The organism is Desulfosporosinus fructosivorans (genome assembly GCF_004766045.1).
Lineage (GTDB): Bacteria > Bacillota > Desulfitobacteriia > Desulfitobacteriales > Desulfitobacteriaceae > Desulfosporosinus > Desulfosporosinus fructosivorans.
Genome location: NZ_SPQQ01000012.1, coordinates 21,941 through 46,985, shown reverse-complemented (window position 1 = coordinate 46,985; position 25,045 = coordinate 21,941). Strand labels below are relative to the sequence as shown.

General features: G+C 40.6%; 19 protein-coding genes and 4 pseudogenes. 2 read left to right on the top strand and 21 right to left on the bottom strand.

What is annotated here, in order from left to right:
- Positions 1 to 4: 4 nt before the first annotated feature.
- From eno to E4K67_RS24045, 17 genes and pseudogenes are all read right to left on the bottom strand, one after another.
- A complete protein-coding gene (gene eno, locus E4K67_RS24130; RefSeq protein ID WP_135551436.1) occupies positions 5 to 1,297 on the bottom strand; it encodes a phosphopyruvate hydratase in 1,293 nt (430 codons plus the stop codon).
- A gap of 87 nt (positions 1,298 to 1,384) precedes the next feature.
- Complete coding sequence (pyk, locus tag E4K67_RS24125) at positions 1,385 to 3,118, bottom strand: pyruvate kinase (protein WP_135551434.1); 1,734 nt, start codon at positions 3,116 to 3,118, stop codon at positions 1,385 to 1,387.
- A gap of 48 nt (positions 3,119 to 3,166) precedes the next feature.
- Complete coding sequence (locus E4K67_RS24120) at positions 3,167 to 4,363, bottom strand: anaerobic glycerol-3-phosphate dehydrogenase subunit C (RefSeq protein WP_135551432.1); 1,197 nt, start codon at positions 4,361 to 4,363, stop codon at positions 3,167 to 3,169.
- Positions 4,357 to 5,481, bottom strand: coding sequence for an FAD-binding protein (locus tag E4K67_RS24115; protein ID WP_135551430.1), 1,125 nt, complete (start codon positions 5,479 to 5,481; stop codon positions 4,357 to 4,359). Before E4K67_RS24115 ends, E4K67_RS24120 begins: the two co-directional genes overlap by 7 nt.
- A gap of 129 nt (positions 5,482 to 5,610) precedes the next feature.
- Positions 5,611 to 6,939 carry a RuBisCO large subunit C-terminal-like domain-containing protein gene (locus E4K67_RS24110; protein ID WP_135551428.1) on the bottom strand — a complete coding sequence of 443 codons (1,329 nt, stop codon included), beginning with the start codon at positions 6,937 to 6,939 and terminating at the stop codon, positions 5,611 to 5,613.
- A 153-nt stretch (positions 6,940 to 7,092) separates the two neighbouring features.
- Positions 7,093 to 8,694 carry an anaerobic glycerol-3-phosphate dehydrogenase subunit GlpA gene (gene glpA, locus E4K67_RS24105; RefSeq protein ID WP_135551426.1) on the bottom strand — a complete coding sequence of 534 codons (1,602 nt, stop codon included), beginning with the start codon at positions 8,692 to 8,694 and terminating at the stop codon, positions 7,093 to 7,095.
- Between the two features lie 372 nt (positions 8,695 to 9,066).
- Positions 9,067 to 9,210 (bottom strand): annotated as a pseudogene (locus tag E4K67_RS24100) (transposase); the annotation flags it as partial.
- A 780-nt stretch (positions 9,211 to 9,990) separates the two neighbouring features.
- Complete coding sequence (locus E4K67_RS24095; protein WP_274594911.1) at positions 9,991 to 10,458, bottom strand: (2Fe-2S)-binding protein; 468 nt, start codon at positions 10,456 to 10,458, stop codon at positions 9,991 to 9,993.
- A gap of 155 nt (positions 10,459 to 10,613) precedes the next feature.
- Positions 10,614 to 11,105 carry an OsmC family protein gene (locus E4K67_RS24090; RefSeq protein ID WP_135551422.1) on the bottom strand — a complete coding sequence of 164 codons (492 nt, stop codon included), beginning with the start codon at positions 11,103 to 11,105 and terminating at the stop codon, positions 10,614 to 10,616.
- A 70-nt stretch (positions 11,106 to 11,175) separates the two neighbouring features.
- Positions 11,176 to 11,856 carry a Crp/Fnr family transcriptional regulator gene (locus E4K67_RS24085; RefSeq protein ID WP_135551420.1) on the bottom strand — a complete coding sequence of 227 codons (681 nt, stop codon included), beginning with the start codon at positions 11,854 to 11,856 and terminating at the stop codon, positions 11,176 to 11,178.
- A gap of 1,228 nt (positions 11,857 to 13,084) precedes the next feature.
- Positions 13,085 to 13,618: a flavodoxin domain-containing protein gene (locus E4K67_RS24075; protein WP_135551416.1), complete on the bottom strand. Its 534-nt coding sequence runs from the start codon at positions 13,616 to 13,618 to the stop codon at positions 13,085 to 13,087.
- Positions 13,619 to 13,837: 219 nt separating this feature from the next.
- Entirely contained in the window at positions 13,838 to 15,013 is a 1,176-nt protein-coding gene (locus tag E4K67_RS24070; protein WP_158408565.1) for an Acg family FMN-binding oxidoreductase, read from the bottom strand.
- 22 nt (positions 15,014 to 15,035) lie between these two features.
- The gene (locus E4K67_RS24065) at positions 15,036 to 15,674 is read right to left on the bottom strand and encodes a TetR/AcrR family transcriptional regulator (RefSeq protein ID WP_135551412.1); all 639 of its coding nucleotides are present in this window, start codon (positions 15,672 to 15,674) and stop codon (positions 15,036 to 15,038) included.
- 453 nt (positions 15,675 to 16,127) lie between these two features.
- Positions 16,128 to 16,419: pseudogene (locus E4K67_RS30815) on the bottom strand (zinc-ribbon domain containing protein); the annotation flags it as partial.
- A 98-nt stretch (positions 16,420 to 16,517) separates the two neighbouring features.
- Complete coding sequence (locus tag E4K67_RS24055) at positions 16,518 to 18,995, bottom strand: DsrE/DsrF/DrsH-like family protein (RefSeq protein WP_135551410.1); 2,478 nt, start codon at positions 18,993 to 18,995, stop codon at positions 16,518 to 16,520.
- A 447-nt stretch (positions 18,996 to 19,442) separates the two neighbouring features.
- The gene (locus tag E4K67_RS24050; protein ID WP_135551408.1) at positions 19,443 to 20,342 is read right to left on the bottom strand and encodes an MBL fold metallo-hydrolase; all 900 of its coding nucleotides are present in this window, start codon (positions 20,340 to 20,342) and stop codon (positions 19,443 to 19,445) included.
- Between the two features lie 624 nt (positions 20,343 to 20,966).
- Positions 20,967 to 21,137 carry a poly-gamma-glutamate hydrolase family protein gene (locus E4K67_RS24045; RefSeq protein ID WP_243454601.1) on the bottom strand — a complete coding sequence of 57 codons (171 nt, stop codon included), beginning with the start codon at positions 21,135 to 21,137 and terminating at the stop codon, positions 20,967 to 20,969.
- 281 nt (positions 21,138 to 21,418) lie between these two features.
- Between E4K67_RS24045 and E4K67_RS31645 the strand changes: the two are divergent.
- Positions 21,419 to 21,667, top strand: a pseudogene (locus tag E4K67_RS31645) (phage integrase N-terminal SAM-like domain-containing protein); the annotation flags it as partial.
- Positions 21,650 to 22,201: pseudogene (locus tag E4K67_RS30810) on the top strand (IS91 family transposase). The pseudogenes E4K67_RS31645 and E4K67_RS30810, both read left to right, overlap by 18 nt.
- 376 nt (positions 22,202 to 22,577) lie before the next feature.
- Here the strand turns inward: E4K67_RS30810 and E4K67_RS24035 are convergent.
- The 4 genes from E4K67_RS24035 to E4K67_RS24020 all read right to left on the bottom strand — a co-directional run bounded on the left by E4K67_RS24035 (position 22,578) and on the right by E4K67_RS24020 (position 25,016).
- Positions 22,578 to 23,018, bottom strand: coding sequence for a DUF3795 domain-containing protein (locus E4K67_RS24035; RefSeq protein ID WP_135551406.1), 441 nt, complete (start codon positions 23,016 to 23,018; stop codon positions 22,578 to 22,580).
- 47 nt (positions 23,019 to 23,065) lie between these two features.
- Positions 23,066 to 23,536, bottom strand: coding sequence for a PaaI family thioesterase (locus E4K67_RS24030; RefSeq protein WP_135551553.1), 471 nt, complete (start codon positions 23,534 to 23,536; stop codon positions 23,066 to 23,068).
- Positions 23,537 to 23,637: 101 nt separating this feature from the next.
- Complete coding sequence (locus E4K67_RS24025) at positions 23,638 to 24,414, bottom strand: AraC family transcriptional regulator (RefSeq protein ID WP_135551404.1); 777 nt, start codon at positions 24,412 to 24,414, stop codon at positions 23,638 to 23,640.
- Positions 24,415 to 24,419: 5 nt separating this feature from the next.
- Positions 24,420 to 25,016, bottom strand: coding sequence for a LysE family translocator (locus tag E4K67_RS24020; RefSeq protein WP_135551402.1), 597 nt, complete (start codon positions 25,014 to 25,016; stop codon positions 24,420 to 24,422).
- Positions 25,017 to 25,045 lie beyond the last annotated feature (29 nt).

Below are 25,045 nucleotides of genomic sequence, written 5' to 3'. Positions count from 1 at the left end.
AGTCTTAATAAACCCATAATTTTCCAGATAAAGCGTTCCTGCCACGATAAATCGCTCTCTCGCTAAGTTCTTCCTCAATGCGAAGCAATTCGTTGTACTTGGCCACCCGCTCGGTTCGTGCTGGAGCGCCAGTTTTTATCATACCAGCATTGACTGCAACCGCAATATGGGCTAAAGTGACGTCTTCTGTCTCTCCTGAACGATGAGAGACGACCGCGGTATAGCCTGCCCGTTTCGCCATTTCGATGGCATCTAGTGTTTCGGTTAAGGTGCCGATTTGATTGAGCTTAATGAGAATGGAATTACCGCATTTCTCCTTGATCCCACGAGCCAAGCGCTCAGGATTGGTCACAAATAAGTCATCACCGATGAGCTGAACCCGGTCTCCCAAGCGCTCAGTCATCTTACGCCAGCCTTCCCAGTCGTCTTCATCCAGCCCGTCTTCTATAGAAACAATTGGATAGCGTGAGATCAGTCCCTCATAATAATCAATCATCTCATCTGAGGTCTTATTAAGCCCTTCGCTCGCTAAGTTATAGGTTCCATTTTCGTAAAGCTCTGAGGCTGCCACATCAAGAGCGAGTGCCACTTGTTCTCCAGGAATATATCCTGCCCGTTGAATCGCGTCAACAATGCAAAGCAGCGCATCTTCATTGGAGGCCAGGTTGGGTGCAAAACCGCCTTCATCTCCGACTGCTGTGGCGAGGTTTTTTTCTTTAAGTACGGCTTTTAGATTGTGGTACACTTCTGTCCCCATGCGTAAGGCTTCAGCAAAGCTAGACGCTCCGACTGGCATAATCATAAATTCTTGGATGTCCACATTGTTATCGGCATGACTACCGCCATTTAAAATATTCATCATCGGCACTGGAAGTTCTTTCGCATTAACGCCACCCAAATACTGATAGAGGGGTAACCCCAACGACTCTGCAGCTGCTTTCGCTGCGGCTAAGGAAACACCAAGGATTGCGTTGGCTCCCAATTTCCCCTTATTGTCGGTTCCGTCAAGTTCAATCAATAGGTGATCCAATCCTGGTTGGTCGAACGGATTTAGACCCTCAACTTCTGGGCTGATGAGTAAGTTAACATTCTCAACTGCTTTCAGTACCCCTTTACCCATAAAACGTGTAACATCCCCGTCCCTAAGTTCCACTGCTTCAAAAGCTCCAGTAGAAGCGCCTGACGGGACAGCTGCACGACCTATAATTCCATCTTTAAGCACAACATCCACTTCTACTGTCGGATTCCCCCGAGAATCCAAGATCTCACGAGCATAAACATCTGTTATAAAATTCATGAAACTTCCCCCCTTTATCCTTATGAAAACCCCAATTTGAGGAGTTAATGGGCAGTCAGCACACGAGTCGCTCATTCCTTGCCCATCTTACAAAATACTAACAGTTCCTTTGTAAATAACTCCGGCAAAAGCATCGACTGTAATCGTCTGTCCCTCGGATATTTTGGTCAGAGCGTCTGATAGGCCAATAATTGCCGGGATGCCGTATTCTATAGCGGCAATCGCGGCATGAGACGTTAAGCCGGCTTCCACAATGACTAACGCACCTGCCCGTGCAATCAACGGGATAAATCGGGCATCGGTGGAACGAGTGACAAGTATGTCACCCTTATTAAAAGTCTCTCGATCTGGAAACTGGATTATCCGGGCAGTACCCATATAAGATTTTCTCCCTATGCCCGTGCCCTTCGCTAAGGTTCCACCGACCACTTGGACTTTAATCATATTCGTTGTGCCGACCTTACCAACCGGAACCCCTGCAGTTATCACGACAACATCCCCAGTTTGAATGTAATTTTTATCAACTGCCGCCGTTATTGCCACTGACAATAATTGATCTGTCCCAGAACTTTCCGGAACCACTAAGGATTCAATCCCCCACTGCAACGTCAGTTTTCGCGCGACCTCAGGAAATTGGGTAGCCGCTACTATAAGCGACTTAGGACGATATTTAGAAATCAACTGCGCAGTTAATCCAGATTGTGTCGGTGTCAAAATTGCAGTCGCATTGAGATCTCCAGCGATGTTATAGCTGGCATAGCTGATTGACTCTGCCACATTAAGATTAGGATGGCGAGTTGTCTTAGTTTCTAAGAGCGTTGTTTCTGAACGCTTTGCGATCTTATCCATCATTTGCACCGCCTCAACGGGAAATTTCCCGGCAGCGGTTTCTCCTGACAGCATAATGGCATCTGCTCCGTCTAATATGGCATTCGCTACGTCACTAGCTTCCGCCCGTGTTGGACGAGGTTGGCGAATCATTGAATCAAGCATTTGGGTTGCTACAATGACCGGTTTACCTTGTAAATTGCATTTTCGAATCATCTCTTTTTGATAAACAGGAACTTCTTCAACCGCAACCTCCACGCCAAGGTCTCCACGCGCAACCATCAACCCGTCGACGACTTCCAGAATAGAATCCAGATTATCAATTCCCTCTTGGCTTTCTATCTTCGCAATGATTTGTACAGTTGCTCCCATCTCCTCAACAATCTGGCGCACTGCCAAAATATCAGAAGCTTTACGGGTAAAGGAAGCCGCAATAAAATCGATTCCCTGGGTAATTCCGAAACGAATGTCTTCAATGTCCTTTTCAGTCAAACCAGGTAATCTTATTGAAACTCCAGGCACATTCACGCCTTTTTGTGATTTTAAAATACCGCCATTGCGCACAATTGTCTTGATCTCTTCTTGCTGTACAGACGTGACTTCCAAATCCAACTGTCCGTCATCAATCAAAATATGGGTTCCCGCAACAACGTCTAGCCATAACTCTTTATAAGTTATTCCGACTCTTTCTGAAGATCCAAGAGCGGAGTTCGTATCCAAAATAAACGCAGCACCATTGGTAAGCGTAATACCCTTTTCCTGAACCATATTGGTACGGATTTCAGGCCCTTTTGTATCAAGTAGGATTCCTAAATGTTTTCCCGCTCTCGTCGCTTCCTCTTTTAATACTGACATTCGTAAGCCATGTTCTTCATGAGTTCCATGAGAAAAGTTCAGTCTAGCGACGTTCATTCCTGCCGTTAATAGCTGTTGGATTTTTTCTCTAGTTTCGCTAGCGGGTCCAATCGTACAAATAATCTTTGTTCTTCTCATTGATAACTTCCTTCCATAATGCCCGTCCTCAACAATGAATGAGACATCTTACTGACGAAGGATTTTGGCAAAAAACTCCACCGGATGCAGCGCTTTGTATTGGGTACCGTGTTCAATTTGCATACGGCAGGTAGCACATTCCGTCACCACCTGATTAGGTTTGTTCTCATTGATAGCATTAAAGAGGTTCTCCCCTATTCTCATCGAAATATCATATTTTTCCTGTCTAAATCCATAAGTTCCCGACATACCGCAACAGCCTGCATCTAAGTCAACCACTTCCAGACCTGGAATACCCTTTAGAATTTTAAACCAAGGCCTGCCAATGCCTTGAGCTTTTAAATGGCAAGGCGTATGATAGGCTAATTTTAAAGGCGGCGTGTTCATCGGTAGCTTTAGCTTACCCTCTTCTAGCAACTCCACCATAAGTTCACCAAGGTCATATGTGTTGCTGGCGATCATATCAGCTTGTTTACCCAACCGATCATTGTCTGGAAATAGCTTAGTATACTTGGATTTGAGGGTATAACCGCAACTCGTGCAAAGGGTCACGACTCTCGAACCCCTCGTCACGGAATCTTCCATAGCTAAAATATTGCTTTTGGCATCGGTCAGAGATTCCTTTTTATCGGCAGTCGCTGGAAGCCCACAACAACCTGTATGGGCAATTTCCACCAGATAGCCAGCTCTTTCCAGAATCTTTATGGCAGTTTCGCCTAAACCAGGATCATTATATTTAATAAAACATCCCGGAAACAACAGTATCTGTTTCCGTTCATCAGTCTCGTGTTTGCTTACGCCTGATCCTCTCAAGGCCTTACTTGCGTAGGATGGAAACGTTCGACGAGAGGTAATCCCCCCGATAGGCATTAAAGCACTTGCCATTTTAAACACTGAATTACTGACAGGTGCCGTCATTGTGCTCATTTTTCCAAGCAAAGCAGGACGGGCGAAAACATAGTCGCGGATCTTCTTTATACCGCTCTTTTTTTGGCGTGCTTTGGCCTCGGCAATGTACTCAGACACACCAACCTGATTAGGACATACCAAACTACATTGTCCACAGCCAAGGCAATAATCAACCCAATCTTCGCCGAAACTCAATCCTTCACGCCGAAAACGTTCTATATCTGATCCCAATTTCTTCGGGCCGGGGTAGTCAGGACGTACCTTTAACACCGGGCATACCGTGTTACAGTAAGAACACTTTAAACAGCCATCAATGTTTAGTTTTTCTTTTAGCATTCTATCTTTTCACCCCCCGCCGCTATAATACCCGCCTGATACCCTGTCAGTATTGCCTGAGCATTTCCATTCCTATAGTTAAAGCCCTCTAAGATACTACCGGCACCATAAACATTTACGGCCACTGGCAACTTATCCCGATTGAGTAATTGCATCTGTTCATTAACTGCAGCCTCCTCTTCCTGATCCCATTCAGTATCTTTGCCCTCGTAATTTAAAACAAGATCAAATTTATTAATTCTGCCGGTGGCTAAGATAAAGTTATCCGCTTTGATGACGCGTTTTCGACCCGGAGTATCCAGGATAGCTGCCGTGCAACGTCCAGCTTGTAATTGCAGGGATTGAATAGGGTAACCAAAATTAATCTCTGCGCCCGCTTTCTGCAAATATTTCAATAAACATTGGAAAATCCTCACACCCACGACTGAAGGAGGTACTGTATATAGTTCACCGACAGAGCATCCTACCTTCTCCTCAAATCTCGCAAACTCAGTACTCCCTGTTTGTAGGCCTAGAATTGCTGGCATTAATAACAAGTTATAATCCTCAAGCAGTGGTTTAATCATTTCAGCTAATTTATCCCGGTTTTGTTGATCTTCAAGGTGGTTGGCTATATCCAAGGCATTAAAACCGGGGGTCTGGAGCCAAGGAACATCAATCATTTTGCCTGTATATTCTACTTGCAAATTTAGTTTGCCAGCAGACAAAGATAGCAATTCTGCTGTTAGATTTGCATTAAAACCGCTAAGACCACGTATACCCAACACCATTACTTTGCTGCCATTGACAGGTCTTCCTGACCAGATAGAAGCGGGAGCCATCGAAACCTCTTGAAAGCTACCCATTGCATTCGGAACCAATTGTCGCTGCCGGAGCTCGCCCTTATACTCACATCCTGCTGCAGCCATCATAGCAGTGAAAAATCCCATGGCTTTTTCCAAGCAGGGGTGTTTTAGGTCCATACCTTGGATACTGATGCTCCCCCCACTCATCGCCAAGGTACCAGGTCCGTTGGTTACCAAAGTTACTTTTGCGCCACGCTTTATTGCTACGACAGTCGCAGTAATTCCGGCCAAACCTCCGCCTATAACTAAAACAGACTCTTGCAAATTATCCAATTTTCATCCCCTACCTAATAACATTTTGCTCAAAGCGTCATCTCGTGACTTTTTGGTAATTGGCAAAGCCACTAATACCACCGCTAAAAAGCGGAAGTATTAGTAGCGGTTAAACTAACCCATAAATATTTAGGACTCGAGGTCATAAAGTTTATCATAGTCGTCTACACCATAGATGCCCCAGGTTTTGATCGCTGCGGCCAACTCCGGTTGAGTCTTAGCGGCTTCCGTGAGATCTATTCCCTTCATCGTGGCGTCAATACTTTGACGGAAGGCAGTGGCTCCAGCTTTCGGTCCCATTGAATGCCCGTGAATGCCAGCGCCAACCCCAATTATAATATCGTTGCCAAGGGTATTCATCAAGTAGGGTACCATTCCCGGTGTTACGCCGCCGCCAACAAGATTAAACGTCTGTTTGATATGAGACATCTGCGAGTAACCGATTTGCCAAGTGCGAACAAATTTCTCTTGAAGGGCATTGAATTTAGCAGAGGGTGCAACATTAAGCGACATATCACCACCACAGAGCCTAATGAGTTTTTGCGCAACTTCAGTACTCATTCCTTGATTTGGAGCCACAGTCTGCGCCCCACCGTAGCAAGTGTGGACACAAATCGGAACATTGATATTTGGATCTTCCGCCAACATCCGCAATGCTGAGAACCCAATACCAAATACGTTCACCATAATGGCATTTGCACCTGCTTCAATCGCACGATAAGCATTATCACGAAGGCGTACTATTTCGTCCGTGACATTTGCCGTGAATAATGTCATTTCGCCCTTTTCCACATCAGCTCGCTTAGCTGCTTCCATATACGCCTTGACCCTTTTTTCCAGCGGTGAGAAAGCAGGACTACCGGCGATCAATTCATCGTCCTTGATCCAATCGACGCCGCCTACAGAAGCATTGTAAAAGAGTTCTGCCCCTTCTGAAGGTGTAATGCCCGTGCACGGTTTGATCATATTATTAAGAATCGGTCGTTCTGGAATATTCATCAGCTTCCGAAGTCCATCAATACCGAATTTCGGACCTTTAAATTGTAACAGGTAGCTTTCCGGAAATTCCAGGTCAAGCAATTTGAGATTAGGCATGGAGGCAATGTTACCAATCACCGAAGACAGCATTAATGGAATATTGTCGTAAAAGTTAATCCAAGGGAACGCAACTCTCAAAACATAATAACGGGGTTGATCTTTTGGAAGTTGCGCAATGAGTTCGTAATTTGGAACACTGTAGATGCCAATTACTTTAGCCGCACTTCTGGCTCTGATTTCTGCAGTTTCACCTGGAATAGCATACCAAGAACCTGACGACTGTTCGATAGCCAAAGCGGCAGATTTAGCCACTATGTCTGCTTGAGCGCCACCAGCTACCATATAAGTAGCTACCACATAGTCCTCACTATTAATACCTTCCGATAAGGGAAAAAGGCTAGGATGGTATAATTCTTTCATTTTTAAAACATCTCCTCATTTTTTATCTGTATTATTGTTAAATCAAAACTTTATCATTGGTACTTGAAAAATAACTCTTTCACACACCTCCTAAATATCATTTTTATATGTTAGGAGATCTAAGGCATAAAGCTTTATTCTCCGAACGCGCGGTTACTTTAGGGTTTCGCCATATAACTGGTAGCTGAGAGCCAATTGTTGGTTCTGTTTACCATGGGGGATCATTTCCTGACCCTTCCACCGGTCCCTGAGAAAGTTAGACAGTTGAGCTCTAGCTTGTTCTCCCTGCCAGATTCCCTTCTCATAAACTGCAACCATTGCCTTATAGCCACAAAAATTCCCTTGACAGGTTCCAAGTCCCAGCCGAGTCCTTCTACCTATGTCGCTAATCGTGTGCGCAGGTACTGTAATAACGCCTTCCATCACCAATTCCAACTCGGCTCTTGTTACAAACTCGCACTCACACAGAATTTCAGCTTGAAGCGGATCCTTTTTAATTTTTTCCAGTAAGAGTGGCAAGTTGTGACCAAGGCGATGCCCTACTTTTTCCACGGCTGGCAGAGGCAAGAACTTCCTGGCTTCCTCCAGGCTACTTTTTGCCGCAACACCTTTCAAAATCCGCTCGTGGGTAGTGCACTCTTTATTAACTCCCAGCTTGTGGCAAACCAAGTCTGTTGTCACTTGAGCCATCAGTCGATAAATAGTCAGCTTGCCTCCGAGAATGGAAACGAATCCTGCGATCCCGTCTTCTTCCTGATGATCGATCAATACAAAATTACGGCTGATTTCTCTGCCTTCACCAGCCGAGGTTGTCTTGGGAATATACAACGGACGCACACCGGAATAGGCTCTAATGATCCTTGCCTTCTTTATTTCCGGAAACATGGCTGACGCCTGATCCAGCATATAGTCTATTTCGCCTGGATTGACATCTGTGGCTCCCGGGTCTGAGACATTTATAGAAGTAGTTCCCAATATTGAAACTGGCCCACCCGGTAAAATAAGATCGCAATCACCCGGTATCTTAAGTTTGTTTACCGCGCCATGGGTGATGCGTTTGTTAAATACCACTAGGCCTCCGCGATTGCAAACAATATTTACCTCTACCCCTACCTGAGCCGCTACGAAAGCTCCCCATGGTCCGGCAGCGTTAATCACAATATCGCAAGCCAAGTAGCCTTCCTCACCCGTTAACGTGTCCAGATAATGAACGCCTTGAACCTTCCGGTTTTTAACAGCAATTTTAGTTATTTCGGTATAGGTCTTAACGGTAGCCCCTAAGTTAACCGCATCCTGGGCATTCGCCGCGGTAAGCTGAAAAACATCGATATAAGCGTCAGGAACACTGTACGCCCGAGTTATTTTTGTTGTCACGTTCGGTTCGCGTTCGTGGACCTCCCGAGGTGATAATTCATTCGTTTCAATTCCTGCATTCTTGCAACCCTTAACAAATTGTTTAACATAATCCTCGTCGTCCTCTTTTAAGTGTACGAACATTCCACCGTTATCTTCAATACAACATGCTGCTATCTGCTTAAGAATTGCATTCTCTTCAATACACTCCCTAGCCGCGTCTATATCTCTAACCGAGTATCTCGCCCCACTATGCAGCAGTCCATGACATCTGCCAGTCGTACCATACGCCAAATCTCTTTTTTCGAACAGGATTGCTGGAATACCTCTTAACGCTAAATCCCGTAAAATGCCTGTCCCGGTACACCCCCCACCAATTACTACTACTTGTGTTCTCTCCAATTATTTCACCCCCTTATATAGACACAAAAATCCCCATATAAACTTAAAAATTAATTTTAAGTTTATATGGGGATCTTTCATATCTCTTGACCCCACTATTTATTCAGGTCGGATACGTAAAAAATCCGAATGAGCCCGAACAAATATATATTAAATTATTCAATTTATTTATCCACCTGTAATTATAGTTTATCATTTGTATTTATGCAAGACAAACTTTCCAAAAAGAAAAACGGGCATCAATCTTTTATACCTTCACCGTCTTCTTCATTAAGTTGATAAGTTGGTGTCAGGCACCTGGTCACGACATAGACAGACGCCTTAAATTGCCACGTGGTCAGGTATAATTTCCAATTCTATCAGTTCAGATTAAAGTTCTAGACATGTTTCTTGTATCAATTCCTTTATACGAGCCTCAATTTCTCCAACCAAAACCTTCCGACGATATTTCGGACAGACCACATGGTATTTGCATGAGTAGACAATGTTGTTGTTTGATTTATAGTTTATATCCATGAAAACATTATACCAAACGCATGTGTATGATACAACGTGGTCTTTTGATTTGCCTTATATCCCCATAGCTAAAGCTAGGGGCTTTACGGCAACAATGGGTAACATTTGACAAAAATTACGGTTATCATCCGTGATAATAATTTTAATTTCCTTACCCATTCGCCAACATCACACCTTAACAGTATTCCGGTTCACATTTTTTTCCTTTTGAACGAATCCTCGCCGGTGTCGTCATTATACGTTACGGGCCATGTCGAAATCCTAATAAATAAGGTGACTACGAAAAGTTGTGAAAGTATTGGGAAAGCCTATCCTCAAAGGTTTTATGGATATTATTGGGGATATTTTCATCGCAAATTCTATACTTATTTTCAAGCGTAGTAGAAAAGCTAAGAATTTAAGTGAATTGTGCCCAAAGAAAAACGTTCAGTAGCCAGCCTGCTGACTGATTTTTGTGTATTGTCCCCGATCATAATTATTCTATTATCTACTTTTGGTTAATAAGAAGTGGGTTCACCTTAGAGTTATGAAAACCGGCTTCTCATAAATATTGTCTTAGTGTGTTTGCGTCATTGGTTTGGAACTGGCTCCAGCTCCAGCTCGTTTAATGTTTAGGATCTCCGAAGAAGTTGGCAGTGGAACCAGCCTCCTCGGAGCCTGAATTTAAGATATGTTCACAGTATTAGCCAATACTTACAAAACTATTTCTTTTGGCCCTGGGCCCTATAATTGCGATTACGTACAGTAGCTAAAAAGCTATTTCCATATGAAAAAAGACCTTTAAGAAAGGTCTTTTTTATTTCTCATACTTAACCCTTTGGCAATCACCGATTGCACCACGGAAGCACATCAGCCACCCGCAGGGTTCTTTGTTGTGCATTCACACCCTGCATTTGCCCCTGTGTGTCTTTTAATATCCTCTAAAGTCGAACAACACTGTGCCTCAGCAACGTGGTAAAGAATTTCTTCTTCCGAAACGTTTGCACAATAACAAATAGGAATAGGGGAAGAAATATTTTTTTTAAACCAAATTTTATTTTTTAATTGCTCTTGGCTAATTACCTTCCCGTCTTCGGTGTAATAACCAACTTCACATTCTGGGGTTCGACACAAAAAAAACTGTTCTCCATATGGTGTTATATTATTTTTCACCTGATACTCTACAGTAATTTTCTTTACCTTTTGACCCAGATTTCCACATATAGGGCATGTGTTATTTACTTTTGGATTTATGTTAAGCTTTAACAATCTTCATCACCCTCCGCAAGAATAGTTTAAACTTTATTAGTGCGATTGCAATTTGAGTCCTATAAGAGTAATTTTGTAAATAAAGCCCGACCGGGACCCGTACGTACAACAGAAAATAAGCCACCCGGCAGATCAGGTGACTTATTTACAAGTATCTATTTTATTACTAGATTTACTTTCGTTTTTAAACTTGCCAAAACCGGCGATTTTCGAAGGGCAATATTCGCAATTTCCATGACTTGTATTTTACTCGCGGAAGTCTCCGCAGTTAAAGTAATAACCGGATTTAAAATCCCGCCATCACCCTCCTCGATCCCTAAAAACACCGCGGCATTTAAATCGGCTTCAATTGTGACATCTACATTCTCCAGCTTTATCCCTTGCTGGCTCGCTAACACCTGAAAGGTTATTGCAAAACATCCTCCGCCAGCAGCTACTAAATATTCTACAGGGTTTGGGGCTTTATTCATTCCGCCCATAGGCTTTGGCTGATCCATTTCAAATGGGGTAAATTCCCTTATCCCCACTTGATTTTGTACGCCATCTACCCAGTGAATCTTCGCAACCCATTTCTTTATGGCTAAATTTTGGTCCACCTTCATTGCGCTCATAGTTTGCGTTAACACGTTAAAGTCAATATTATTCATCGTAAACTCCTCCCCTCTCTTTAAGAGGTTAGCATGTGGGAAGCTCCATGTATGTAAGGAGGCTTACCTTTTAACAAATATTAAACTCTTTTAAACGAGTTTCGTCTAAATAAATCCAGATTCTATTGTTATCGATTCGAATGATGTTTTCCTGCCGTAACTTATTTAGCAATAGGGTCACTGTTTCCCTGGTGGAAGCAATCATACCCGCTAAATCCCTATGCGTTATGGAAACCGGCAAAGGATACCAGTCTCCGTCACCTTCTAAAGGGTCGGCCAGTTTGCGAAGTAAGAAAATTAACCTTTCTTCCACTTTACCGTAGGCCACCTGTTCTAAAACCTCGATTACTTCTTGGTACCGCTCGGAAAAGAAATGTAATAGATTAATGGCCAAAGTAGGATTTTCGTTAACAATTGTTATAATTTCTTGTTTTGGTATTTTCACAATGGATAGATCCGTTAAAGCCTTACAAAATATAGTAGTTTCCTTGCCAGAGAAAATATCTATAAGATTTACAAACTCCCTAGGGGATACTAATCCCAGAATACACTCCTTTCCATCAATATGAAGCTTGTATACACTTGCATTGCCCGCCTCTATGAGATAAACAGATTGCATTAACATTCCAGGGATAATAACGTGTTCCCCTTTTTCGAAAAAAAGCCTTTCTCCTTTTTCCAGCATATCCCTCATAACATCCTTGGGAAACAAGCGAATGTTTTTTATAATATATAAGTTATTATTTAACACGGTCCAATTCCTCCCCCTTTAATGAGATATAAACATAAAACAAACCTTTACTTTTTAATATGGCTATTTATGCCCATCCCGCTAAAAAGGCAAAAAGCGCTTTTTGGGGGTACAGCCGACATAGGGGTAATAGGAGCATCCGTGCATAAAAATTCTTTATTTTACTCCTTGGGTCCTATAAGTAGTATTACGGACAGCCGCTAAAATACCATTTACCTATATTTAGCCAAATCTGTCTCTATACGACGATTTGGCTGTTTTCATTTTCCTATTTTTAACCCCCGAAAAGTGTGTTTTGGTTCGATCATCAAAGTCCACTTTTCTTGCGTTTACGCTAGTTTCCTACGGCGTCCGTTCAAGAGAATTTCCAATCCGTCTTTCCGGAGCGCACAAATAAAGTTCCCCCCGCACCCTCTTAAAAATCTAGGGCACGTCTTATCTTGGGGGCATGGATAGTGGCGAAGTGGGGGGAAGCTATTTCGGGTCAGCCTTAAAAGAGCTTTCCCCCACTTCTTGGACAAGTCTTATTTGGGGCGATTCTTTGGCGCAGACTTGACCACACTCTCTGCACCCCCGACGACTACATTGGGTCGTTTCTTATTCTTCGCGCATCATATTGCCCGATTCACTCAATAAAACGTCATTTGTGTAAGAGCTCAAGGCCATTTCCGGGTCAGCACAAATCCATTTACCATTCTCTCGTAGGCCATTTTTTAAAAACCCATTCGGGTGAGGACAAGCAATATTTTGTTCGTTAAGCAATGATGCCATAAACCCTAAGATTATGTTCCACTTGTAGTATTCGTTAGGCCATGTCCACCAATTTCCTGCAAAGAACCAAGTTAAGGAGCTTTGAGCGTGTAATACATTAAGGTGCAAGCAAGCAGATAATCGCTTTCCATAAATAATAACTTAAATTTTTCCTTCGATAATAATAGGAACGTTATCATGCGTTAACTTTCTTTGACGAATATAATTATAGAGAGTGTTCTTGCTAAGATTGCACATAGTACAAATATCCTGTGTTGTCACGTTCTGTGTATCATACAATTTCAAGGCCTTGGTCACATTCTCCCGCTTAATGCTTGGTCGTCCTCCTAAGATTATGACAATAGCACCATCCATGTGTAATTATACGATTCCATACACCCCGCGAAGCAAGAGGCCGCCATGGACGGCGGCCTCTTAAACTCCCCGTTTGACCTTCGACTTCACATAATTAGAATTTTCATGAAGTAACATAAGTAATTATTTCATTTATTTTATACTTTCTTGTAAAATCTGCTGGCTTTTCGTAAGTTTCGAGCATACCTCTTTCATCATGTGTTAATTCTTTTTTTCGTTTGATCTTCCATATGATCTTCCATTTTAGTAATGTCATCAGCACTTTATAGATAGGCTTTAGTTTGCTATAATCAAATCCGCCCCTTAAATAAAAGAACTGTATATGTTTCTGTTCTATGGAATTAAAGTTCATATTCCTTACTTCATTGACTGCCTCTTCTCTACAGGGCGACGCCCCCGTAGCGAAGACAACAACTTTTTTGTCTTTAAGCTTGTCCAGGTTTTTTGTTATCAATTTTACCCCACTGATACCAACGGCATACAAACCTCCACCGTAAATCACGGTATCATAGGCAGTCAGCATATTAGTTGTGACTTTAGAACCCTCAAAAAGATCGGCTGACAATTCCTCCGAAATCCATTCTGCGTATTTCTTTGTAAAACCTGTTTTAGACTTGTATATTACCACAGTTTTCATTTCTTGCACCTCGAAATTATAGATTTTCTCACATTAATCGACTAACATGAAAAGCTATGGAAGCCTTTCCTCAGAAAATCAGCGTATGGAGGCGCGGCCTTTTGCGTACATTTTAGTATAATAATTATATATTATCTTTTGGCGTGACGTTTCGCCTATTTACTGAACCCCAGAGGCTAAACACGATTCGAAAAAATAACGTTTGGAGTAAGCAATCTATTAAATACTAGAATCAATGACATCTTTAACGGGTCTTCTGGGGCTGGGAAGCGCTTCTATAGTTGGATAGCCCATTCGAAACTGAATGATACTGTGCCATTCCGAAGTCTTTAAGATTTCGCGTAGCTTATCTCCAAATTGTGGTGTCAAGTTGAGTGACAGTTCCCTGTCTCTGCGTTCGGACAATTGGTTCATAATCTGCATGCCGAGGCCTTTGGAGGTAGCCCATAAATGAAGTCTTTCCCATAATTGCCCTGCTTTGACGACTTGCAGATCATTCGTAAGATCGGGGACGGCTATAAAGCCAAAAGCGGCGGCAGTTCCCACGTGCTTGTCTTTAAGTGTATTAAGCCAGAATTCGTTATTTTGTTCTTGGGACATAGGCGGTAGCATTTTGGCAATAATACGGGTGAGAGTGGGTAGCCCCTGAGCATCTGTTGTTATACCGTCTTTGTATTTTTGAATGTCCTGCCACGACTTCCTCATCCACTTGGAATCAACATTGATCTGTTCCTTATCACTAATTAAAGCCTGTGTTGCTTCAATCATTGCCTGTCCGATTTTAAGTTTGTCCTGTTGGGTATTGAAGAAAGATAATTTAACGTCTGAGCTGTCCGTATTAAGGTAACTTAATGTCTGAATTATTTCTGGTGAAATAGGGCGGGTTTTATCATAAGGCCCCCGGTTCATATGGCGCTTGGGAATGGCATCATAGAGTGCTGAAGGAAGTGGAGCCATTGTAGCCAAATCAATGGTGGCGATATGCCAACTGTCTTGCTTATTGGGAAAATAGGTTATTTTTGGTGAAAAGCCTTTTGCCTTGGCAGCAATTGTCAGGTTTTCAAGGGCGCAGCCTAAACTAATGTACATTTCTCTTGAATAGGGGTCAACTGCACCAAGGTTCCTGTCAGTATCTGCCTTAATGTCTATGGAAGAGTCCCCTAATTTAAAAAGCCAGGGTTGGGCATTATGGGCGTTCGCAGCCAAGATCGCGGCATCTACTAATCCTTCGACACCTTCGAAGCTATTTTCCCATGCGGCATAGGCAGGACCTTTACTAGTACTGAATACCCCACTATCTAGACCCCTCCAGAAGCCTCCCACTACAGCTAGGCTGCCGAGAATTGCCGAACCTTTTATGAAATTACGGCGACTGAATAATACTCTATCTTCCATGTTCTTTTCCCTCCTGAACATTTTATTTTTCAATAGAACGCTCGATAAGATTAAACATCTCTTGGATTAGTTTTTTGGCGGATAGATGTTGTTCCATTAGATAACCTTCTTTATTTAGCACCAAGCTTGAAATGCCTATAATATTTGCGTAGAGAACAAAGGCTGTCTTCTGGATATGAATATCGCTTCTGATGCTGTTATCGCTTACCCCTTCTTTTATAACGTTCACAAGATAGGCTAGCGTTATTTCGCCCTCATTGTCGCTTGCTTTTCTAAATTCGTCGTCTGCCGAAAGCTCACTGTTAGCGCTGTTATACAAAACTAAAGTTTCAAAGTATTTCGGATAACGGCTCGTGAATTGAATAAACGTTTCTCCCAGTAACTTCAGCTTAGCAAGTCCGGTTAAATTAATTTTGTCGCTTAATTCCGTATTGATTATCTTGTTTAATGTCCAATAGGCTCTAAAAATAATTGCTTGCAAGAGTTGTTCTTTGCTTTGAAAATAGGAATATAAGGTTTTTTTAGTATATTCAGCGATCTTTGCAACCTCATCCATAGTGGATGATTCATAACCTTTTAGGAAGAAGATTTTTTCAGCAGCATTAATAATATCTTCACGCCTAATGTTTTTTTCTTTTTCTTTTCTTTCGGTTGTTCCCATACCCGCCTCCTAATATTATAATCAATATGTTTCACTACACTATAAGTTTACCTAAGAACAAATTATATTATTTAAGTTCACTTGTCAAGAAATATACTATACTATTAGTTTACTTAATATTACGGCATTGTGAACTAAATAATGCTCTATAAAACGAAGTCCTTGGCTTGATATTCTTAGTTTTATTTAGTAGCTGCGAGTTTACAACGATCCATTCCTTGTACCCTGTGGGGCGGTCTCCGTTTCTCTCACATATTTGAAACCAGCTTGTACGTGTTGACATGTAAAGAACGAGAGAACCCGCATTTGCGGATTCTCTCGTTCTTTATATAGATAAGCGTTCTTGGGCCTTTTACTGTTTGCGCGTTCAAAAGTTATACTTTCCTCCCTGCTAACAATAAAAAACCCTCCCAGGCTCTTAAGCCAAGGAAGGTTTCTACAATTAACGATTTTCCAGTTGCTACGTTCGCGGGGTAAAAACACTCGCGATAGACAGGCTTTTCACCAGACAGTTGGAAAGGAACCATCGTATCTTTTCCAAAAATAGCGCAAATAGCTGGGAACATTTGGCGTTCTTGACGGCCATAGCCACCGCCGCCTTGGTTTCTGGTTTGTGCTTTTTTAGCTGCACGCACTCAGGGCAACGTCCAGGTTCGTTAGTGAACCCTTTTTAAGCATAGAACTCTTGTTCAGATGCTTAAAATTCGAAACCCGCACCCAAATCACGCCAACTGGCTATTCCAATTCCTTATTCATAAAACACAATCCAATAAACGTGAAATACCGGCTATTATAAGCTGAGGCCCAGTGGCAACCTAACATGACATTCAAGATGACGCTGGCCTAAATAAACAAATTTACATTTGATTCTTCGGCTTCACCTAAATAATAGCCAACTCCACCAATTTTAATACCATCAATAAGTTCTTCCTGCTTTAAACCCATAAGATCCATGGTCATTGAACATGCAACTACTTCCACACCACTATCCATTGCTAATTTAATTAAATCCTCTAATGAGCTAATATTTTTATTTTTCATAACCCTTCTTATCATTTCTCCTCCCATGCCCATCATGTTCATTGTAGAAAGCTTAAGCTTCTTACTTCCCCTTGGCATTATGAAGCCAAGCGCTGAACCTATTAAGTCCTTTTTAACGGGTACTTTCTCCGGTTTTCTCAAAATATTAAGCCCCCAAAAGGTAAAGAACATCGTAACCTTTTTACCCATGGCTACTGCACCATTGGCAATTATAAAGGAAGCAAGTGCTTTATCTAAATCTCCACTAAATACCACCATTGTTTTTTTATCTTTCAACATTATATCTGATTGAAATGAATTATTTAGTACCTTGAATTTGTTACCTTTTTTAATAAGGGCCTGGATCATCCCTTTATTCCTTGTTATATCAACTAGCTCATTATTTGTTTTAGAACACCATGCCTTAATATCTTCATAAAACCCGGGATCAGAAGCAGTAACTTTAAGAATTTGACCCTCATTTAGTTGATCTATTGACGCTTTAACTTGAATCAGTGGCCCTGGACAACATAATCCACAAGCATCAAGGCTTTTATCATAATCGTTAACGCCTTTTCCAACTTCGCCCTTAACAACTTGAGTATCAGGATCGATTATCTGCCTTTTTGTGTTATCCGAATTATCAACTCTATTTGGCTTAAAGTTTAACATTGAAGCACATTTATATCCTCCATCTATATTTTTAACCTTGAAACCTTTTTGAGTTAAAATTCTAGAAGCCACATATCCTCTTAGTCCGATTTGGCAATATTCAAGGATTTCTTTACTCTTATCAAGCTCTCCTACTCTATCTCTTAGGCTGTCTACGGGTATATTCACGGCTCCCTCAAGATGCCCATTGTTGAATTCATCTTCAGTACGCACATCTAATAATAACTTGTTTCCTTTATCATAAGCCAAAAGTTCCTCTGCTGTAATAACATCCACCCTTCCAGCTAAAACATTTTCCGCAACGTAACCTGCCATATTGACCGGATCCTTAGCTGAAGAAAAAGGCGGTGCGTAGCAAAGCTCCAACTCAGTTAAATCAGTGACTGTTCCACCTAGTCTAATGACCGTCGCTATCACGTCAATTCTCTTGTCCACACCAGCATAGCCTACGCCTTGGGCCCCTAATATTTTACCGGCCTCATTAAAAATAAGCTTTAAGGTCATTGCAAAAGATCCGGGGTAATAAGATGCATGCGAAGCTGGATGAATAGTAATAACTTTATGGGGTATATTCAATCTATTTAAAGTTCTTTCATTATTACCAGTACTTGCTGCTGTTAATCCAAAAACCTTAATAATTGAAGTTCCCTGAGTACCCTTATAAGACTTATTTAAGCCTGCTATATTATCCGCCGCAATTCTACCTTGTTTATTGGCAGGTCCAGCTAAGGGAATTGCTGAATTTTGCTTGTTTACAAAATCAACAACTTCAATCGCATCTCCTACTGCAAAGACATTGGTAGCATTTGTTTCCATTTTTTCATTGACTACAATATGACCTTTGGCTCCAAGTAATATTCCGCTATCTTTTAAAAATACAGTATCTGGAATGACCCCTATGGCTAATATCACGAGATCTGCATTTATTTTTGTGCCACTATTTAAAGTTATTTCAACATTCTTATCCAGATCCTTAAACGCTTTCACGCCATCATTTAAAATTATTCCAACGCCATTGTCAGAGATTTCTTTTTCAACCGATAATACCATATCAGTATCAAAGGGGGCCATTAAATGAGGTGCTGCTTCTACTAAAGTAACTTCAAGGCCTCTATCCTTTAAATTCTCAGCCATTTCTACTCCAACAAAGCCACCACCAATTACTACGGCACTATTAATTCCTTTTTTGTCCACATAGGCTTTAATCTGATCAGTATCCGGTATATTTCTTAAAGTAAATATCCTCGCACTGTTTATACCTTGAATAGTTGGTTTAATGGCTCTTGCTCCCGGGGATAAAACAATATAATCATAGGATTCTTCATAAATACCCTTAACTTTACTTCGTACTGTTGCTACCTTTTTAAAAGTATCGATACCAATAACTTCACTATTAATTCTTACATCTATATTAAATCTACTCTTCATGCTTTCGGGTGTTTGTACTAATAGTTTTTCCCTTTCCTTAATCATTTCTCCAATGTAATAAGGCAAACCACAATTTGCGAAGGAGATGTACTCATCCCTTTCAAACATAATTATCTCAGCACTTTCATCGAGTCTTCTAAGTCTTGCTGCTGCTGAAGCTCCACCTGCTACACCGCCTACAATTAATACCTTTTTACTCATGACTAATCCTCCTCATTTATTTTTAAGATTACATTTCTTTGTTCAAATTCACTGCTTATAATGCGCAGTATCTCTAGGCTTTAGTCTAAGATCTTGTGAAAAAGAGAACAATTCCTAACATGCAATAACCTTTTATAATTTCCCTAGATCAAGTAAGCGCTGTAATCGCCATTCTCCTCTTGACACCCTACAATATCTACCTTCAGAACTGCGTACCCCTTATACCCTGGAAGGGTATCACTACTTTAATATATTCGACTCTCTTTCATTTGTCAACCATATTACGATAACTTTTCTCACTGAATGGGTAAACAGCAGAAAAAAAAAGATCAGTATATGACCTCTATAATAATACAAGTATCGGTGGGGATTTAAGAAGATGACTCCTGTTGAAATACAGAAATCATCTTCTTAGTCAGGTCTTAGCTGATTCCATTTTCTTATTATTCATTCACTTTTTGTATATTTAAGAAACCCATCCTCCACATTTAACTTAATAGCTCCTGTTTCATTTAAATATTCAACGTATGACCTTAACATTCTTTCAATTACCGCATACCTGTATATACTTCGGATATTTATGTTAAATTCTTTAATCACTGCCCTCATAATTTCTTCCATTGTCATTGCACCATTGATAACCGTATATACTCTTGCTGCCCTGTCTTTATAAAAACTCATATTATCAGTTATAAGTTTTGTAATATCATTATCATAAATCCCTTTGTGTGCCACTATATATTTACTGCATTTTAAGTTATAAAGTTTTTGTTTACTTTTTAAATCTTCACTCAGTATATAGGCATAGGGCATTTTTGCACCTGCCATAACTTCATAGCTTATAAGTGCATCTCCTAAATACGCTACATCATCAGGAGTAACAATGCAAATATGCGCAGGACTATGTCCCGGAGTATGAATTATTTTAAAATTAATACCGCATACGTATATTCTATCTTGATGATCATAAATCATAATATCTGTTTCGCAAACCATATGCCCTAAATGCTTTGTAACCTCGGATAGTGTTTGACTATTGTAATAAACTTTAAGATTAACTGTTGAACTACAAAAACTAGATTCATAGTCTGACATTGCGATAACGGAATTATATTTTTCCTTTAAGTGAGCATTGTTCCCTATATGGTCTATATGAGCATGACTACAAATTATACCAGCTACCTTAAGATTGTCTATCTCTAGAAGATTATCTATTCCTTCTCTTTCCCCTGCTGCCCATCCGGAATCCAGCATAATAATTTCTTCGTGATTGATTTTATAAAAGGGTATATATGACATTCCTGTATCAATACAAAATGTATTTCCCTTTACTTGTTTAATTTCCATTAAATCCTCCTAATTTTCATTCTTTCCACTGCTATTCATCGATCCCTGAACAGGTAATTAACCATTAACGCATGCATATAGCTGCCCCCCTGGTAGGAGCTGATTATTGTGAAGGCCATAACCATCTTGCGTTTGCATAACGCAATTTACGTGCCATTCAAATAAGAAATTCATAGTGCGACACAGCACAAATCGAAACAGTTTTTGCAGTCAGCCCGCAGATTGCGGCGACTCTTATCAGGGAAAGGTAGTGAATATTCGTGATTCTCGGACGATATCTGGTTCTAGGTACTCTTAATATCCCATAAAAAATGTTGTGAGATTATATTATAGTTGATATTTTAACACAGACAATATTATAACCTAAATTTCCTCTTGCTTCCAACTTCGAGGTTATAGACAAAATAATTTCAAAGCCATCCCCCAACAATCCACGCATGAAAGCGTGGATTTTAGCATGCAATTGAGGGGTTAGCGATACCTTAAATTACTCTCGTCTAGAATTCTATCAAATTCCCTAAATACACCTGCCATAAATACAAATATTAGAAAACAATAAATTGTTTCTCTATAGATCGATAAGCATCACGACTTCTTCGTCCTTCAAAAGAATACCAGGCAAAATCATCGGCTGCTATCCACTTCGTAAATTTGAGAGGTATATGATTCAATTTTTCCACCGTGTGGGGCTATGATCAAGACTTGATGCCAATGACGACTTAAGTTTATCCGATAATCCTGGCCTTCTTGTTCATGCAACTGTAACTCTTGGAAATTTGAGTAGAAATCAGGCATCATTGTCCTCCTGTGACTATTAATTAAGCCCTATGTTTGCCAACCTATCTGCTATGCCGAATCATACGCCCAACGAAACCAGAAGCCGCCACGGACGACTGTCCCTTTACCCCTCAGTAAGACCGTAAGTGCGCATACTAAGAATAGCACTAAACCGCTGCGCGGTGGTTTCCGTAGTATGCCCTTCGCCGTTTAACCGAATATCACTGAAGCTATTACTTCCTTTTCACATCTCTTGTAAAATGTTAGCGAATTCATTTTAAAGGAGATGTTTTTGTTTTATGACAAAAGAAGAGGTTTTAGCCAAGCTGAATTTCGATGTAGAACTGAGAGGATTAAGCAAGAATACCCAGGATGAATACTATTCTAGAGTTAAGAGTTACCAGAACCACTACGATAAACCTGCGACCGAGCTGGGCGAAGAGGATATTAGACAGTTTCTCCACTATCTCGCCACAGAAAAAAAGCTAGTTTCCGCATCCGTAAATACCTACAATAGTGCTCTCCGCTTTTTGTATGGTGTAACATTAAATACTAAGTTGAACCTAAAGCAAATCCCCCGCCACCGCAAACAACGTAAATTCCCCGATATCTTTACCAAAGAGGAAATCCAGGCCCTTTTTGATGCCTGCAATGATTTGAGAGATAAATGCATTGAATATCTGGGCCGCTATACTCACCGGGTGGCTATATCAAATTAACGTATCATCAATATTAAAAAAGATACGGTTTCCTTCAAATGGCGGGACTACAAAGACGACAGCAAACAAAAGGTGATGACTCTTTCCTCTGAAGAGTTTATTCGCAGATTTCTTATTCATATCTTGCCTAGTGGCTTTATGAAAATTAGACACTATGGTCTGCTTGGCAATCGCAACAAGACCACTAAGTTCAAGCTTTGTAAACAACTTACCCATACGCCTTTATTAATGAGGGAGAAGTCTTCAACCCTCCAACTTATCCAGAAACTCATAGGAAAAGATTTGACTAAGTGCCCTAACTGCGGATCAGAAAAACCTAGACAGTGTATGAGTCTAGGCAAATCTCCCCCTGCTAGTATCTGAACTGCATGTGTTTAATAAATTGCCCTTTTATGGGGAGGGGAAAGCTATGTCTAAAATCAGTATATTTGAAAGTTTAAGATACATATTGTGTAATGTTTTAAATCAAAGTCCTTAAAATTACCAAGAGATTAGGAATTCAATCCCCATAGAAGTCTTTACTAATCATCGCGGTTTCGTGCTATCTGAATTATCCAAAGTTAGGGAAATCGGATCATCCAAGGTATACGTTCTAACATACTTAAGCTCCTTTAGGAGTTCTTTTTTCGTCCCCTAACTTCGGATAATTCGCTATGGATAATACGAAGAAAATAAATACCATTGAAAGGGGTATCTTTCAGCGGTATTTATTTAAATAACACTCCCAATAGACTTGCTGTTAATATCTAGGTAATTTACTTTGTTCCAGATAATAATTCTCAACGCCTATTTCCTTCATTCGATTGTTTCGCTCCAGCCATCTTTCTCTGGTCTTGCCTTCAAATTGTTTGTCGCATGGATACTCGTTGCATTCAAAACAAAAATCCACACCAAGTTGTCGATGACAAGTTTTGGCATGGCATTCGATAGGGCACCGTAAATTATCACTCCGGCAACCACCACAAGTTCCTTGAGCAAAGTGCTGTAGATATTCGAGAAATATAGGATATTCATTGAAGAGGGGGTTATTTACCGACTTCAGACTTGCCACGCGTTCATAACCTCTAAGCAGATATGCCAGTCTCGCACTTAAGCTCTTGATCTCGCCATGTTCATAGTCCGCGCATCTTGTACAATCCAATCCACAAACAGCTAATTTACTTCTAATCTCACTATTCATCCTTTTATTTCCTCTCTCACTACTTATCACACCGAGTTTTAAAGTGCTTAACCTTCGGTGACTCCAGGACGACCTTGAAGCGTCATCATCGTTCCTGTCATTGTGGCAACCAATTTGAGCTCTTCTGAACCAAGAGCAAAAACTTCTCCTGAGCAAACAGTTATAGTCCGCCCCGGCTTGACTACCATCCCTCTGGCTACAAACCTTTCGCCCTTAGCTGGGGCAAGAAGATTAACCTTAAATTCAACTGACAGGACCGAAGCGTCGGCAGGCATTAGACTCAAGGCCGCATAACCGCAGGCGCTATCAACGATGGTTGTTATAATGCCCGCATGCAGGAAACCGTGTTGTTGGGTAAGATTATCACGAAACGGAAGTAAAATCTCTACTTCACCCGGAAGGACCTTAACGAGTTCCGCACCGATTAGGTTCATTACCGATTGCTGGGCAAAGCTTGATTGAACACGGTTTGCAAAACCAGGATTTTGTGGGGTAAAACCACTTTTTGATTCCGCCATATTGCTCATACCTTTCTTATATCTTTCACAACTTGCATAGCTTGCTCGCTTCATGAAAAAAGCCGATTATAAGGAGTATTGTCTTTTGTCACTATTCCTCCCTAAGTTAGGGAGGACATATATTCAAAGGCTGTTATTCCATATATACTTTTAAAATGCTTATTTAAATGTGTTAAATCGACAAACCCGCATTCTGCTACTGCCGAATAAACATCTTTGTATTTTTCTATTAACTGCTTTGCAAGTTCTATCTTGCAGTTTAGAAAATATTGATATGGCGAAATTCCAGTACTTGCTTTAAACATTCTGATGAACTGAAATTTTGAAATATCAAGTTCTCTACAAATGTCATCAAGCCTTAGTACATTTTCCAGGCTGCAATGAATCATATCCTTTGCTTTTCTGGTTAGATCATTATCCTTCCTGTAACTCACAAGAAGATTGGGCTGGGTAAAGCTATCGGCAAGAGATAAAAGTAATTCACTGCACAATGCTTCAGCTTTTCCACCTAATATTGCACAAGAAAGGTTTAGAATTCTTTGTTGAAGCCTGTAATTATACACAATTGGAGAAGAGAAGCGGACTATATCCTTCTTTTCAAGAATCTCTAAAAACAGTTTCGGCTCAATATATACCATGACATAATCAATACCTGTCTTATCATGTGCCATACCGTCATGCGGCTGTTCCGGATTAAAAAGCATAACACCATTTTGATAGGATGATTGAAAATTACCGTCTAAGTTATACTGCTGAATACCTCGCAGTGTTACACCTAAGGCATACTCCTTGTGAGAGTGCTTTTTATATTTAAAATCAGCAAAGCTTGCTGACAACACAGTAACACCCGTAGATTTTTTATATATAAATGTATCCATATGAATCACCTCTTAATTAGCTCAACTACCCCAGATGCCAGTATCGCAGAATAAACTAAAAATAATGCCATTACTATATTAACAGTCTTTTGATATTTCTTCAAAAATTCCTTGAATAGTACACCGAAGAGAACCCATGTAACAAATGCGCAAAATCCAATAATTGTTATAACTGTTGCAAATACTGCAAGTGCTGGCGGAGCAGTATAGTATGGCATAACAAAGCTTGGAATTACTGTCATTGTGAACAGTACGACTTTTGGATTTACAAACTGCATGAGGAAGCCAGAAACAAAAGTAGCGGGTTGTATCTCAGCCGACTCTGAGACATCCATTTTGTATATTTGATATGCAAGATAGAGTATATAGGAGCTTCCGATGATCTGCATAACAATTAAAATCTTTGGTATTACTGCTATAAGTACAGTATTCAACATAGCGGAAAGACCAAGTAATAAACCAAATGCAATCGTTGCTCCATATGAGTATTCCATTGCCTTTTTTGTCCCGAAGTTATGCGCTGTGGATAATATAACTATATTTGTAGGCCCAGGTGTAAATGTAACAATAAAGCAGTATATTAAAAAAGATGTAATATTCATGAAGTAAACTCCTTTGAAAGTATTTTCAT